At 73.3% G+C, this 13,779-nt stretch carries 12 protein-coding genes, 1 tRNA gene and 1 pseudogene; 12 read left to right on the forward strand and 2 right to left on the reverse strand.

What is annotated here, in order from left to right; genetic code table 11:
- Window positions 1-112: 112 nt before the first annotated feature.
- Window positions 113-208 (forward strand): annotated as a pseudogene (locus AAT21_RS38805) (lactate utilization protein C); the annotation flags it as partial.
- 4 nt (window positions 209-212) lie between these two features.
- The gene (locus AAT21_RS11310; protein WP_046776511.1) at window positions 213-605 is read left to right on the forward strand and encodes a VOC family protein; all 393 of its coding nucleotides are present in this window, start codon (window positions 213-215) and stop codon (window positions 603-605) included.
- Here AAT21_RS11310 and AAT21_RS11315 read toward each other — a convergent pair.
- Complete coding sequence (locus AAT21_RS11315) at window positions 585-974, reverse strand: DUF309 domain-containing protein (protein WP_157879663.1); 390 nt, start codon at window positions 972-974, stop codon at window positions 585-587. The two genes, AAT21_RS11310 and AAT21_RS11315, sit on opposite strands and share 21 nt — an antisense overlap.
- A 202-nt stretch (window positions 975-1,176) precedes the next feature.
- Here AAT21_RS11315 and AAT21_RS11320 point away from each other — a divergent pair.
- The 10 genes from AAT21_RS11320 to AAT21_RS11365 all read left to right on the forward strand — a co-directional run bounded on the left by AAT21_RS11320 (window position 1,177) and on the right by AAT21_RS11365 (window position 12,316).
- Window positions 1,177-1,250, forward strand: a tRNA-Pro gene (locus AAT21_RS11320).
- A gap of 226 nt (window positions 1,251-1,476) precedes the next feature.
- Window positions 1,477-2,613 (forward strand): LamG-like jellyroll fold domain-containing protein, encoded by a 1,137-nt coding sequence (locus AAT21_RS11325; RefSeq protein WP_079025561.1) that lies wholly within the window; start codon window positions 1,477-1,479, stop codon window positions 2,611-2,613.
- 255 nt (window positions 2,614-2,868) lie between these two features.
- Window positions 2,869-3,582, forward strand: coding sequence for a glycosyltransferase family 2 protein (locus AAT21_RS11330; RefSeq protein ID WP_052757706.1), 714 nt, complete (start codon window positions 2,869-2,871; stop codon window positions 3,580-3,582).
- Window positions 3,579-4,004, forward strand: a complete 426-nt coding sequence (locus AAT21_RS11335) for a hypothetical protein (protein ID WP_157879664.1) — start codon at window positions 3,579-3,581, stop codon at window positions 4,002-4,004. Before AAT21_RS11330 ends, AAT21_RS11335 begins: the two co-directional genes overlap by 4 nt.
- The gene (locus tag AAT21_RS34390) at window positions 4,004-5,134 is read left to right on the forward strand and encodes a glycosyltransferase family 4 protein (protein ID WP_052757707.1); all 1,131 of its coding nucleotides are present in this window, start codon (window positions 4,004-4,006) and stop codon (window positions 5,132-5,134) included. Before AAT21_RS11335 ends, AAT21_RS34390 begins: the two co-directional genes overlap by 1 nt.
- Window positions 5,131-7,422: a DUF2206 domain-containing protein gene (locus AAT21_RS11345; protein WP_046776515.1), complete on the forward strand. Its 2,292-nt coding sequence runs from the start codon at window positions 5,131-5,133 to the stop codon at window positions 7,420-7,422. Before AAT21_RS34390 ends, AAT21_RS11345 begins: the two co-directional genes overlap by 4 nt.
- Window positions 7,419-8,570 carry a glycosyltransferase family 4 protein gene (locus AAT21_RS11350; RefSeq protein WP_046776516.1) on the forward strand — a complete coding sequence of 384 codons (1,152 nt, stop codon included), beginning with the start codon at window positions 7,419-7,421 and terminating at the stop codon, window positions 8,568-8,570. Before AAT21_RS11345 ends, AAT21_RS11350 begins: the two co-directional genes overlap by 4 nt.
- Window positions 8,563-9,960 carry a lipopolysaccharide biosynthesis protein gene (locus AAT21_RS34395; protein WP_052757708.1) on the forward strand — a complete coding sequence of 466 codons (1,398 nt, stop codon included), beginning with the start codon at window positions 8,563-8,565 and terminating at the stop codon, window positions 9,958-9,960. The genes AAT21_RS11350 and AAT21_RS34395 overlap by 8 nt, the downstream gene beginning before the upstream one ends.
- Entirely contained in the window at window positions 9,957-11,201 is a 1,245-nt protein-coding gene (locus tag AAT21_RS11360; protein ID WP_046776517.1) for a polysaccharide pyruvyl transferase family protein, read from the forward strand. Before AAT21_RS34395 ends, AAT21_RS11360 begins: the two co-directional genes overlap by 4 nt.
- Complete coding sequence (locus AAT21_RS11365; protein ID WP_046776518.1) at window positions 11,198-12,316, forward strand: glycosyltransferase family 4 protein; 1,119 nt, start codon at window positions 11,198-11,200, stop codon at window positions 12,314-12,316. Before AAT21_RS11360 ends, AAT21_RS11365 begins: the two co-directional genes overlap by 4 nt.
- Before the next feature lie 30 nt (window positions 12,317-12,346).
- Here AAT21_RS11365 and AAT21_RS11370 read toward each other — a convergent pair whose 3' ends face one another.
- Complete coding sequence (locus tag AAT21_RS11370) at window positions 12,347-13,552, reverse strand: cellulase family glycosylhydrolase (RefSeq protein WP_046776519.1); 1,206 nt, start codon at window positions 13,550-13,552, stop codon at window positions 12,347-12,349.
- Window positions 13,553-13,779 lie beyond the last annotated feature (227 nt).

Genomic DNA, 13,779 nt, shown 5'->3' on the forward strand with positions numbered 1-13,779 from the left:
CCCACCATGCGTGCCGCCCTGTCCGCCACCTGCGTCAACGACGCGTTGTACCCGCGGACCGGCATCGCCGTCGTATGCCTTCCGGAGCGGCTCGACCCCCCTCGCACCCTGATCCGGCCCCTCCGCCACCAGCGACATCGAACTGGACCGGGTGGAAGGCGTGCACGGGCCCCGCACCCTGGAGGTCGTACTCCCCGGAGCACAATGAGGGCATGTCATCCCACATCGCCCTGACCGCCCTCGTGGTCCACGACTACGACGAGGCCATCGACTTCTACACCCGCGCCCTCGGCTTCGACCTGGCCGAGGACACCCCCCGCCCGGACGGCTCCCGCTGGGTGGTCGTCCGCCCGCCCGGCGCCACCGAATCCGCCCTCCTGCTCGCCCGCGCCAAGGACGACGCCCAGCGCTCCCGCGTCGGCGACCAGACCGGCGGCCGCGTCGGCTTCTTCCTCCACACCGACGACTTCGCCCGCGACCACGCCCGGATGACCGCCGAGGGCGTCCGCTTCCTGGAGGCCCCGCGCCACGAACCGTACGGATCCGTCGCCGTCTTCGAGGACCTGTACGGCAACCGCTGGGACCTACTCCAGCCCGCCGGCTAGCCGCGGCGCCTCCCGCGCGGCGTCGACGGCCGGGCCGGCCCCCTCCACCCGGCACGCCAGCTCCCCGGCCCAGCGGACCAGGCCCGGCACGTCGATCCCGTACGCGGCTCCGTCCAGCCCCTCGATCCCGTCGGCCCCGCGCCGCAGCAGCCGCGCCCCGCCCACCGCGTTCCCGCGGGCGGCGTGCGTCAGCCCGACGGCGAGCTGCGCCAGCCCCCGCCACAACGGGGCCGAGGCTTCGGGGCCCGACTTCCAGGCGTCCTCGAACACCTCGTGCGCGTGGAAGGGCATGCCCGCGTCCAGCAGCCGCTGCGCCTCCCGCAGCGTCTCGGCGGGCGAGCGCACCACCCCCTCGGGCTGCCGCTCCACGCCGGGCGCACCGTAGGGCAGCGGCCGCCCCAGCCCATCCCTCGGCCGGGCGTTCCTCGCCCGCCCTTCCCCGTCCCGGTCCCGTGTGTTCACCACCCCATCCTCCCCCTCGCCGATCACCCGTGCATGCACACCCCTCGGCGTGGGGTAATGTTCTGCATGTGCCGCCGAGCACGGGGAAACCCGCAGGTCGAAGGTGCATCGGGACGTGGCGCAGCTTGGTAGCGCACTTGACTGGGGGTCAAGGGGTCGCAGGTTCAAATCCTGTCGTCCCGACTTTTCGAAGTCGTAGATCAAAGGATCGCTTCAGAACCATGAAGCGATCCTTTGTTCGTTTCAGGGGTCATGGTGTCGGCTGCCGACGGCACCGGGGAGCGGTCGGGAGGCCGTGTCCGGCGATCCTGCGACGTGGTCGGAGGCCCGGGGCCCCCGAGGTGGCCCGTCGGAGTTCGTGCGGTACCACCTGGTGGCGGTCCGCCTGTCATGTTTTACGATCCGTCCCATGACTGACGGTACGGATCGCCCGAGCACACCCCCGCAGGACCCCGCTGGGGGGCAGGCGGGCTATGGCTACCCCCAGGGGGCGCCCGGCGGTTACGGTTTCCCGCAGACCTGGCAGCCCAATCCGTACCAGCAGCCGCTGTCCCAGCCGGGCCCTGCCGGAGAGCCGCCGCACCACCCCCAGGCGCACCCCATGCAGCAGCCGCCCCTGGAGCTCCAGCCGGAGCCGCAGTCGGCCGGGTTCACGCCCCCTCCCCAGCCCGACTGGCAGGCGATGGCGGACCGTTCGGAGTCGCAGCAGCGCAGACGCAAGCGGATGTGGATGGCCGGTATCACGGTCGCGGCATGCACCCTCGGCGTCGGCGCCGGGCTCTTCATCCTGGACAGGGGCGACCCGAAGGGGAAGGCTCCGGGCCCCGGCGGCGCTTCGCAGTCGGCGACCGCCGCGCCCGGCCAGGACCCCGACGCGCCCACCGTCCCCGGCGAGCCGAACCTGCTGCGCGACCGCTCCGGCCAGGTCAACATCGCGCTCAGCCCCGACGCGGTTCTCGGCAAGGTGGACAACGGCAACGTGCTGCGCCTGCGCAGCAACGGCAACTCGTACGCGCAGGCCGCCGAGCCGGTCGTCGACGCGTCCAAGAGCTTCACCGTCTCCGCCTGGGTCTACAACGAGGCCGACGGCGGTTCGCGGTTCGCCATCAGCCAGGGCGACGGCACCTCGTTCTCGTTCGAGTTGGGCCGCGAGGACAGCAACGGCAAGAAGTCCTGGGTGTTTCGGATGCAGACCGACGAGAAGGGCGCGGCCTCCACCGCCGTGGCCGCCACCTCGGACGGTTTCAACACGGTCCGCACCTGGGCCCTGCTGACCGGGGTGTACGACGCCCAGGGCAAGACGCTGACGCTGTACGTCGACGGCAAGGAGGCCGGCCGCGCCCCGGTGGCGGCCGCCTGGTCGGGCCAGGGGCCGCTGCAGCTGGGCCGCTCCCGCCACCACGGGATCTGGAGCGGGCCCTGGGCCGGCGTCATCGGACACGTACTCGTGTGGGACAAGCCGCTGACTGCGGATCAGGTTCTCGCGCTGAAGGGCGGCAAGCTCGACAAGGAGATCAAGCCTGTCGGTTCGTGGCTGGTCGGTTGATCCCTTTCTGGCCGAATTCGCCGTGGTCTGATCATTGTCAGCGGCCACCCTGGTGGATCGGCGTCTCACGCGTCGGATAGGGTCACCGCTGGCCCGGATGCCGGGTTGACGTCCACAGCACAAGCACCCAGCAGACCGCCCGGCTCGACGTGTGCGGCCGAGACTCCACGATGTGAAGGCCCTCAGTTGCCGCGGCGCTCGCACGGCCGCCGTTCTGGTCCGGTACCGGGGGATGAATTGAATACGCTTTCCGTCGTGATTCCGGCGCTCAACGAAGCGCCCAACCTGCCCACCGTCGTCAACTCGGTGCCCACGAGCGCGCTCCGCGCTCTGGGCTGGGAGACCGAGGTCATCATCGTCGACAACGCCTCCACCGACGACACCGCCGCGGTGGCCGCCGCGCTCGGCGCCACCGTCGTGTCCCAGCCGGAGCGGGGGTACGGCAACGCCTACCACGCCGGGTTCCGCGCGGCCAAGGGTGATGTCATAGCGACCGGCGACGCCGACTGCACCTACCCCTTCGACTCCCTGCCCGAGCTGCTGGGCACCTTGGCGGAGGCCGACGTCGAGTTCATGACGACCAACCGGCTCCGCCGCGAGAACCGCTCGGCGATGAAGCGGTCCCACACCGTCGCCAACTACGCGCTGAGCGCCCTGAGCCGGGCCCTGTTCCGCAACGGACTGCGCGACTCGCAGTCCGGCATGTGGGTCTTCCGGCGCTATGTCTGGGACGGCGTGGACGTGAAGTCGACGGGCATGGCCTTCTCCCAGGAGATCAAGAACGCCGCGACCCTGGCCGGCTACCGGTACCTCGAAGTGCCCATCGAGTACCGCAACCGCCAGGGCGAGGTGAAGCTCAACGCGCTGCCCGACGGGATGGCCAACCTGCGCCAGCTCTTCGAGCACCGCTTCCGCCGGCCCGCCGCAGAGCGCCCCGCGCGCTACGAACGGCGGCACACCCCGGCATGAGGAAGCGTCTGATCCGAGCGGCCCTGGTGTTCGCGCTGGCGGCCGGCCTGTGCGCGGCGGCCTGGTCGCTGCCGCCCGTGCGAACGGTCCTGCTGGACTCGTTCACCCGCCGGCAAGCCGCCTACATCGAGCTCTACTTCACCGAGAACCCGCGCTTCGACGGAGCGAGCGTCCTCGTTCCCTTCGCGGTGAACGACCACGGCTCCGGCGCCCGGTCGCTGGTCGCGACGCTCACCGTGGAGGCTGCGAACGGCAACGTGCTGGCGACCGAGACCTACCCCGTCGAACCCCACCAGGGCGCCGCGGTCCCGGTCACGGCGCGGATCCGCGCCAAGGGGACCGACGTCGCCCTGGTCCGGGTCTCGCTCACCGGGCACCCCCAGACCCTTCACTTCCGCTTCGGCCGGCCCCCGGAACTCTGATGCGCACCGTTCTCCAGATCACCCCGTACTACCCCCCGCACCTCGGCGGCCTCGAGCGCGTCGTGCTGCACCTGTCGCGCTGCCTCGCCGCACGCCACGACGTCCGCGTCGTCACCACCACGCTCGGCTCCGGCGGCGCGCCGCGGCGGGCCCGGGAGGACGGCGTCAGCGTGCGCAGGCACCGCGCCACCGAGTTCGCCCACACCGCCATCGCGCCCGGGCTCCTCGGCTCGCTCCTGGCCGCGCCGCGCGGCGCCGTGCTCCACGCGCACTGCGCGCACGCCCTGCTGCCGGAGACCGTGGCACTGGCCGCCCGGCTGCGCCGGCAGCCGTTCGTACTCCACTTCCACCTCGACGTGGACGCCAGCGGGCGCCTCGGCGGACTCCTGCCCGCCTACAAGAAGCACGTCTTCGGACGCGTCGCCCGCGCCGCCGCGGCGGTCATCGTGCTGACCGAACAGCAGGCCCGCTTCGTCGAGGAGGCCTACCGGGTGCCGCCCGCGCGCGTGCACGTGGTGCCCAACGGAGTCGGCCCGGAGTTCTTCCGTCCCGCGCCCGCCCCTGCCGCCCCTCCGGTCGTCGCGGCCACCGAGACCGCCACCCCCCGGCCCCTGCGGCTGCTCTACGTCGGCCGCCTCAGCGCCCAGAAGAACATCGCGCGCCTGCTCGACGCGATCAGCCTGGCCGAATCCCCGCTCAGGCTCCGCGTCGTCGGCGGCGGCGAACTCGACGCCGACCTGCGGGCCCGCGCCGCCGCACTCGGCCTCGGCGAGCGCGTGGAGTTCACCGGGCCCCTGTACGACGAGGACCTCCTCGCCGCCTACGCGGACGCCGACGCCTTCGTCCTGCCCTCCGACCGCGAGGGCATGCCCCTCGCCGCGCTGGAGGCCATGGCCGCCGCCCTGCCCGTCCTGGCCACCGATGTCCCCGGCAACACGGAACTGCTGCACGGCGTCGGCCTCCTGGCCGCACCGGACCCGGCGTCGCTCGCCGCCGCCGTGGACCGCCTGGCGTCCGATCCCGCCCTGCGCGGCCGGCTGGCCGGCCGCAGCGCCGAGCGGGCCCGCCGCCACACCTGGGAGGAAGTCACCCGACAGGTGGAGCTCGTGTACCGGAAGGCAGGGATATGAAGGCGCCCACCTGGCTGCGCGGACGGCTCGGCGTCCTGCTGAGCCTCGGCCCCGCCTGCGCCGTCGAGACGCTGCCCGGGGTCCCCGCCCTCCTGCTCGCGCCGGTCGGCCTGTGGCTGCTCTTCGCCGCGCCCGTCCTGCTGCTGCGCGGTCTCACCGACAAGGTGGTCTCCACCCGCAGTGGCTCCCTCCTGCTGGCGGCCGGCCTCGCCGTGCTCCTCGACATCCTCGTGGCGCTGGGCGTCAACACCGTGCTTCCGCTGCTCGGCGTCGAACGGCCCCTGACCCGACTGGTGCTGGCCTCGGCGACCACCCTCGTGCTGCTCGTCCTCGGAATCCTCGCCCCCCAGTCACCACGGCCCCTCCTGCGCGGCGCACCCCTGAGCGGCGCCCGCCCGGTGGCCTGGGTGGCCGCAGTCGCGCTGCTGCTCTCCGTGGCCGGCCCGATCAGGCTCAACAACGGCCTGGGCGGAGCCGTCAGCACGGCCGCCCTGGTCGTCGTCACGGCGCTGGTCGTCCTCCTGCTGCTTCGCCACGCACGCTGCTCCCCGATCGTCCTGGAGGCCGGCATCTACGCCGCCTCCGCCACCCTGCTGCTGCTCACCTCCCTGCGCGGCTGGTACATCACCGGGCACGACATCCAGCGCGAGTACCTCTACTTCCGCCTCACCCTCGGCGGCGGTTTCTGGGACATCTCCGCCTACACCGACCCGTACAACGCGTGCCTGAGCATCACCCTGCTCCCGGTGAGCATCTTCCGGCTCACGGGCATCGAGGACATCTACGTCTTCAAGGCCGTCCTGCCGCTGCTCTTCGCCCTGACCCCGGTGCTGGTCCACCGCGCGGTGCGCAATGTGGCGTCCCCGCTCGTGGCGCTGCTCTCCGCCGTGTTCTTCATGGCGTTCCCGACCTTCTTCACCGACATGCCGTTCCTGGGCCGGCAGGCCATCGCCTTCCTGCTCCTGGCCTGCGCGATGCTCGTCCTGACGGATTCCCGGCGCCCGCTGCCCCTGCGGCGCGCGGTGTTCACCGTGCTCCTCGCCGGAGTGGTCCTGTCCCACTACTCGACGATCTACGTGATCGTCGGCACCCTGGCGACCGCGTTCACCGTGGACAAGGTCTGGCGGCTGGCCTCCCGGCCGGGCCGCGCCCGTACGCACCGCGCCGTCGGCAAGGGCCGGACGCGGACGTTCCTGACCTGGTGGACCGTGGCCGTACCGGCCGTTCTCGCCCTGCTCTGGGCCGGCCCCCTCACCCACACCGGCGGCCAGCTCGAAAGCACACTGCGCGTCGTCGCGAGCGACCTGTTCGGGTCCGGCGACGCCCGCGGAGGCTCCTCCGACACCCGCTACAGCCTCTTCGGCGGCGCCGGGGTCACCCCCGAGGAGCGGCTCGCCGAATACCGCGAGGACACCATCGGCTACACCGGTGCCGACCGGGCCGAGGGCAAGTACCTGCCGCTGGACGCCCTCGCGAAGTACCCCACGCCCGTGGCCGAGAAGGAGAACCTGCCGCTCACCTCCGTCGGCCGGGCACTGGACACCGCCGGCCTGAGCGTGCCCGCCCTCAACGGGGTGCTCCGGCAGGCCGCCGCCCTGCTGCTCCAGGTCCTGGTCCTGGTCGGGTTCGTGATCGCCCTGCGCGGCCGCGGCAGCCCGTTCGCGCCCGTCCGTGACCAGATCACCCTCACGGTGGGCGCCCTCGCGATGATGGGCCTGTTCACCCTGGTGCCGCAGCTGTCGGTCGACTACAGCGTGCTCCGCGCCTTCCAGCAGGGCCTGTTGTTCTTCGCCCCGTTCATCGCCGCCGGCGCCCTGTGGGCGGTGCGGCGGGCCGGACGCCGCGCCCTCCCCGTGCTGTGCGTCCTCGTCGCCGGTCTGCTGCTCGACCTGACCGGGGCCGTCCCCAAGGCACTCGGCGGCTACCCCGCGCAGCTCGCCCTCAGCAACTCCGGTCCTGCCTACGACATCTACTACCCGCACGCCGAGGACCGCAGGGCCGCCATGTGGCTCAACCAGCGGGCTGCGGGCGACGACGTAGTCGTACAGACCGACCGGTACTCCTTCAGCCGTCTGCAGACCCTCTTCACCGTCCGCACGCAGGACAGCGTCCATCCCGCGCTGCTGCGGTCCCAGTCCTACGTCCTGCTCGGGTCCACGCCGACCCGCAAGGACGAGGTCACCGTGTTCTTCCGGGGCGACCTCGTGACGTACCGGTACCCGCGCAACCTCCTCGACACCACACGCAACCTGATCTACAGCAACGAAGGGGCGGTGGTCTACCGATGAACCACGTCCGGCGCCGGCCCCGGGTCCTGCTCGTCAGCCACTACTACCCGCCGCACCTGGGCGGCATCGAGAACGTCGTCCGCAACGAAGCGCTCCACCTCGCCCGGCACGGCGCCGAGGTCACCGTCCTCACCAGCGGCGACCACGCCGGGATCCACCACGAAGACGGCGTCCGCGTCGTCCGCGTCGCCGCGTCCAACGTGGTGGAGCGCCGGTCGGGCGTCCCCTTCCCGTTGTTCTCCCCGGCCCTGCTGCCCGCCGCCCTGCGCTGGGCCCGGCACGCCGACGTCGTCCACGTCCACGACTGCCTCTACGCCTCCTCCTGGGCGGCCGGACTCGCCGCGGCCGTCACCCGCACCCCCACCGTGGTGACCCAGCACGTCGGCATGGTGGCGCACCCCTCGGCCCTCGTCCGCGCCGTCCAGCGGGCCGTCTACGCCGTCGCGGGCCGGCCCCAGCTCCGCCGCGCCCGCCGGGTGCTCACCGTCAACGCCGACGTCGCCGCGTTCGTCCAACGGCTCGGCGCCCGCGCCGAGGCCTGCCACCACCTCGCCAACGGCGTGGACACCGGCCTGTTCCGGCCGGCCGCCGACGCCGCGGAGCGCGCCGCGGCCCGGGCGCGGCTCGGCCTGCCGGCCGGACGCACCCTCGTGCTCTTCGCGGGCCGGCTCGTCCCCAAGAAGGGGTACGACCTCCTCCTCGACGCCCACGCCGGCGACGCCGCATACGACCTCGTCCTCGCCGGTGACGGGGACGCCGCGGCCCTCGCCGGACGCTCCGGTGTCCACCACCTCGGCTCCCTGTCCGCCGAGGACCTCGCCGACGCCTACCGCGCGTGCGACGTGTTCGCCCTGCCCTCCACCGCCGAGGGCTTCCCGCTGACCGTCCAGGAGGCCATGGCCTCGGGCCTGCCGGTCGTCACGACCGACGACCCCGGATACGCCCCGTACGGCCTGGACCGCGAGGTCGCCCTGCTCGTGCCCCGCAGCGTCCCCGCGCTGCGCGCCGCGCTCGACGGCCTGGTCGCGGACCCCGCCGGGCGGGCGGCGACGGGATCCGCCGCCCGCGCGTTCGCCGAGGCGTCCTTCGGCTGGGACCGGCACGTGACCGAGCTGCTCGGGCACTACGGGGACGCCGGCCGTGGGTAAGCACGCCCGGCCCGCGGACCAGATGTTCCGGAGTTCGTTCTTCCTGCTGGCGTCCACGGTCACGACCGCCGGGCTGAGCTTCCTCTTCTGGGTGGTCGTGGCCCGCTTCTACCCGCCCGAGCAGGTCGGGCTGGCCACCTCGCTGATCTCCGCGACCTCGCTGCTCTCCTACCTCAGCATGCTCGGCCTCAACAGCACCCTGATCCGCTTCCCCGCCGAGGGCAGGGCCCGCAACGGCCAGATCACCCAGTCCACCGCCCTGGTGCTGCTGGTCTCCTGCGCCGCCGCCGGGATCTACCTGCTGGGGCTGCCCTGGTACGGGCACAAGCTGCTGTTCGTCCGCGACCACGCGCACCTCGCCGCCCTCTTCGTCCTGTCCTGCGCCTGCGCCTCGCTGAACCTCCTGGCCAAGTCGGTCTTCATCAGCGCCCGCATGGCGCAGTACAACGTGCTGTCCGACGGGATCCTCCAAGGCCTCGCCAAACTCGCCGCGCCCGTCGCCCTGGTCGGGTTCGGCGCGGCCGGAATCCTCGGCTCGGCGGGCATCGGCTACGCGGTGGCCGGCGCCGCGGCCCTGCTGCTGCTCCGGCGCCGCCTCGGCTTCCGCTTCGACTTCCGCTCCCGGGGCACCCGGCTGCGCGAGCAACTGCGCTTCTCCGTCGCCAGCTACGTCTCCAGCCTGATCAACCTGGCGCCCGTCCTGGTCACTCCGCTCATCGTGCTCCAGAAGCTGGGCGCCGCCGAAGCCGGCTACTACTTCGTCGCCTTCCAGATCGCCGCCCTCCTGAACTCCGTCTCCACCGCCGTCGGCGAGGCCGTCTTCGCCGAGGTCTCCTCCGACCCGTCCCGGTTCGGTGAACTCCTGCGCCGCTCCGCGAAGATCATCGCCACGGTGCAGGTCCCCGCCGTCACCGTCGTCGCGGCCGGCAGCGGGCTGCTCCTGCTGCTGTTCGGCGGCGGCTACACCGCCGCCGCGAGCGGACTGCTCAGGGTGCTCGCCCTCGCCGCCCTCGCCGTGGCCCTCAACACCTGGGCGTGCTTCGGGCTGAAGCTGGCCCGGCGGATGAAGCAGCTCATCGCCGCCAACACCGTCCTCGCGTGCACCACCATCGGCCTGGCCGTGTGGTGGGCGCCGCACGGGCTGGTCTGGGTCGGCTGCGCCTGGGGCATCGGCAACCTGGCCGCCGGCCTGTTCGCCACCGTCGCCCTGCTGCGCGGCCGGCCCTCCGCCCCCCGCCCGCCGGAGCCGGACCTCGACCCCGGACCGGGCTGGTCCCCCGTCGACACCCTCCAACTGCGCGCCGTGCGCCTGCCCGGGCCGACGGCCCCGGATCCGCCGTCCTCCGCCGCGCCGTCCGCCGCCACACCTGCCGAGAGGTACCGCCCGTGAAGATCGTGGTGATCAACGCCTACGTCCGGGAGAACGCCGGCGACGCCGCGCTGCTCTCCGTCTGCCTGCGACAGGTCCGCGAGGCGTTCCCCGGCGCCGACGTCCGCGTCGCCGGCATGGAGGACCCCGCCGTCCACCCCGCATTCGAGGACGCCCCGAACCTCGGCTCGATCCGCCGCCACGTCGCCGACGGCACCGCTTCGCGTTCCCGCCGGATCCTGCGGAAGGTGTACGTCGGCGCGGTCTCCGCCGGCCTCCTGCTGCTGCCCCGGTCCGCGGCCGCGCTCCTGCGCGGGGTCCTGCCCGCCGAGGCCCGGCGCGAGGCGGACGCCCTGGCCGGCGCCGACCTGGTGGTATCCACCGGAGGCGGATACGTCCTGGCCCGCCCCGGGCTCGACGGCCACCAGAACGTCTTCTTCGTCCTGTTGCCGGTGCTGCTCGCCCAGCGTGCCGGCGTGCCCGTCGTCTTCGCCCCGCAGTCCTACGGGCCGTTCCCCTCCTCCCTCCAGCGGCGCCTGGTCGCCCGCGCCCTGGGCCGGTCCCCGCTCGTCCTGGCCCGCGAGGACGTCAGCGTGGCCCAGCTGCGCGGCTGCGGCCTGCCCGAGGAGGCCGTCACCCGGGGCGTCGACTCGGGCTTCGCGTTCGACCCGCCGCCGTCCTCCGACTGGCGGGCCCGGCTCGGCATCACCCCGCAGCAGCGGCTGGTCGGGGTCACGGCCAGGCGCTGGCTGGCCCCGGCCGCCCAGGACGCGTACGAACGGGCCCTGGCCGCCACGATCGACGCCGTCCAGGCCACCGGAGCGCGTGTCGTGCTGATCCCGCAGGTCAGCACCGACTACCTGAGCGACGACGACCGCATCGTGGAACGCCGGATCGCCGCCCACTGCACCGCGGCGCCCCTGCTGATCGAGGACCGGGTGGACTACCGCGATCTCAAGGGCGTCTACCGCGAGTGCGCCCTGCTGATCGGCACCCGCTTCCATTCGGTGATCTTCTCCCTGACCAGCGGAGTGCCCTGCGTGGCCATCGAGTACGAGCACAAGACCCGCGGCATCATGGCCGACCTCGGCCTCGGGGCCCACGTGCTGGCCATCGAGGACGTCACCCACCCCCGGCTCTGGGCACTGGTCGCACCGCTGCTCCAGGACGACTCCGGCTACCGCGAGCAGCTGCGACGCCGCCTGGCCGGCTACATCGCCGAGGCCGAAGGCTTCCCCGGCCTGCTGCGGGCCGCGCTGTGAACCCCCGCACGGTGGCCGTCGTCACCCCCTACTACCCGCCACACCTCGGGGGCGTCGAGCAGTACGCGGCCCGGGTCGCCCGGGCCGTGCACGAAGCGCCCGGTCTCGACGCCGTCGTCATCACCAGCGGACCCGGGCTGCGCACCCGTACGAGCCTGGAGGACGGCGTGCGGGTGGTCCGGCTCGGCTCCTGGTTCCGGCTCTCCAACACCCCCTTGAGCCCCCTGTGGCCGCTCCAGCTGCGGTACTGGCTGCGCCGTACGGGCGCCGACGTGGTCCACGCCCACGCCCCCGTGCCGGGGCTCGGCGACATCGCCGTGGCCGTGGCGGGCCGCCGCCCGGCCGTGCTCACCTACCACGCCGGCTCGATGCTCAAGGGCGGCCCCGGCACCGGCGCCGCGGACCGCCTCATCGGCCTCTACGAACGCCGGGTCCTGCCCCGGGTGTTCGGCCGGGCCCGCGCCCTCGTCGCCGTGTCCCCCGTCTCCCTGGCCGCCGGGCGGCCCGGAGCCCTGGAGATCAGCCCCGGCGTCGACACCGGCCGTTTCACGCCGGGCCCGCCGCCCTCCACCCGCCCGCCGACGCTCCTCTACGTCGGCCGCATCGACCGGTCCTCCGCCTGGAAGGGGGTCGACGTCCTCGTCCGCTCCCTGGACGAGGTACCCGGTGCCCGGCTGCGCCTGGTCGGCGGCGGCGACGCGGTCGCGGACCAGCTCGCCCTGGCCGCGTCCCTCGGCCTCGCGGACCGGGTCACCGCCTCCGGTGAACTGACCGGGCCCGACCTGGTCCGGGCGGTCCGCGAGGCGGCGGTGCTGGTCCTGCCCTCCGTCACCGAGGCGGAGTCGTTCGGCATGGTGCTCGTCGAGGCGATGGCCTGCGGCACCCCGGTGGTGGGCTCGCGGGTCGGCGGCATCCCGTACGTCGTCGAGGACGGGCGGACCGGTCTGCTGGTGCCGCCCGGCGACCCCGGCGCCCTGGCGGGCGCCTGCCGGCGGATCCTTCAGGACGGTGCGCTGGCGGACCGGCTGGGCGAGGCGGGGCTGCGTGCCGCACGCGAGCGGTTCGCCTGGGACGGCCTCCTGGCCCGGTACACGGACCTGTTCCGCTCGCTGTGACCGGCGTGCCGCACCCGGCGCGGCACGCCGCTACCGGGGCTGCTTCTTCGCGTACTCCTCGATGGCGGCCCGGAGCGCGGCGAAGGCGGGCTTCGCGGAACCGTCGTAGCGGCGCAGCCCGTAGTACTTGGAATGGCTCTTGTCGTTGCCGGTGGCCGTGTCCTGATGGGCGAACCAGAAGGCGGCGGCCACGTACTTGTCCTTGGCGGCGGTCGGCACGGTGTCGGTGGCGATCCGCGCCTGGAACTCCTCGCTGACGTGCGTGATGTTCTCCGCCCGGGACTTCTCGTCGGCGGCCGGGTTGCCGGGACCGTTGGTCGGCGCGCCCGTCTCCGTCAGCCACACCGGCATGCCGGGCGTCCCGTGCCGCTCGGCGACACCGACCAGGTTCTCCCCGGCGCTGCTGATCTCCGTGAAGACCTTGCCGTCGTGCGGCAGCTGGGGCCAGGCGTAGGGGTGGTAGCTGAGCGCGTCCACCACCTTGTTCCCGCCGAGCCGGCAGACCTGTTCCAGGAAGTCCAGATGGGAGACGTACTTGATGGACTCCCAGGTGCCGACGGCGGCCAGGCCGCCCATGAGCACGTACGCCGTCGGGTCGGCTTCGCGCAGCGCGGCGGCGGTGGAGCCGAGCAGGGTGGTGTACGCCTTCGCGTCGGGCTTGGGGTACCAGAACTGGGGGAGGTTGGGCTCGTTCCAGATCTCCCACGTGTGCACGCCCTGGGGCGCGTAGCGCAGGGCGGCGAGCTTCGCGAACGCGGCGAACTTCCTGGGGTCGGCCGGCGGGCACGTGGGACGGTGCCCCGTGCAGGACTCGGCCCGCGCCCATGCCGGGGTGTAGGCGACCGTGGCGAGGATGTCGAGGTTGCGTTCGCGGGCCGCCTTCACGATCCGGTCGAAGCGCTGCCACTGGTAGGTGCGCGGGCTGTCCGGCTGGATGTTGTTCCAGGACAGGTCCACCCGGATCCAGGTGGTGCCCAGCCCGACCGCGTCGTTGAGGGCGGCGGCCAGGCCGTCGTCCGACTTCCACGTGAGGGTGTCGCCGTAGGAGACGCCGAGTCGCAGATCGTGCTTCTTGGGCGGCTCGGGCGGCCGCTGGAACCCGCCGGCGGGCCGCGCGCCGGCATCCGACGCAGGACCTGTCGACGACGCCGCCGCCACGACCGTCGCGGCGGTCGCCAGGACGAAGGAGACGAAGGCGACGACGAGCCGCTGCCGTGTACTCGAATGCCCCACCATGAGGCCACCCTAAGGCAAGGCTGCGGCGGCTCCTCATCCCGCCCCGAGTCCTCCGCGCGCGTTCCGCAACGGCCCGCCGCCGCACACCGAGCAGTCCCGTCGGCGGCCACGGGGACCACGGCTGCGGTCCGCAACGGCCGCTCGGCCGTTTCCGGGCGGGCGCGCGGGTGGGTGGTGATCCGCCGTTGATCGGCCGTAGAGCCCGGGCGGGGACCATCGGCGGCAAG

This window comes from Streptomyces yangpuensis (genome assembly GCF_001005295.1).
Taxonomy (GTDB): Bacteria; Actinomycetota; Actinomycetes; order Streptomycetales; family Streptomycetaceae; genus Streptomyces; species Streptomyces yangpuensis.

Coding starts and splice junctions, on each gene's coding strand:
- AAT21_RS11310 (WP_046776511.1), top strand. CDS start 213: ATGTCATCCCACATCGCCCTGACCGCCCTCGTGGTCCACGACTACGAC.
- AAT21_RS11325 (WP_079025561.1), top strand. CDS start 1,477: ATGACTGACGGTACGGATCGCCCGAGCACACCCCCGCAGGACCCCGCT.
- AAT21_RS11335 (WP_157879664.1), top strand. CDS start 3,579: ATGAGGAAGCGTCTGATCCGAGCGGCCCTGGTGTTCGCGCTGGCGGCC.
- AAT21_RS34390 (WP_052757707.1), top strand. CDS start 4,004: ATGCGCACCGTTCTCCAGATCACCCCGTACTACCCCCCGCACCTCGGC.
- AAT21_RS11345 (WP_046776515.1), top strand. CDS start 5,131: ATGAAGGCGCCCACCTGGCTGCGCGGACGGCTCGGCGTCCTGCTGAGC.
- AAT21_RS11350 (WP_046776516.1), top strand. CDS start 7,419: ATGAACCACGTCCGGCGCCGGCCCCGGGTCCTGCTCGTCAGCCACTAC.
- AAT21_RS11370 (WP_046776519.1), bottom strand. CDS start 13,552: ATGGTGGGGCATTCGAGTACACGGCAGCGGCTCGTCGTCGCCTTCGTC.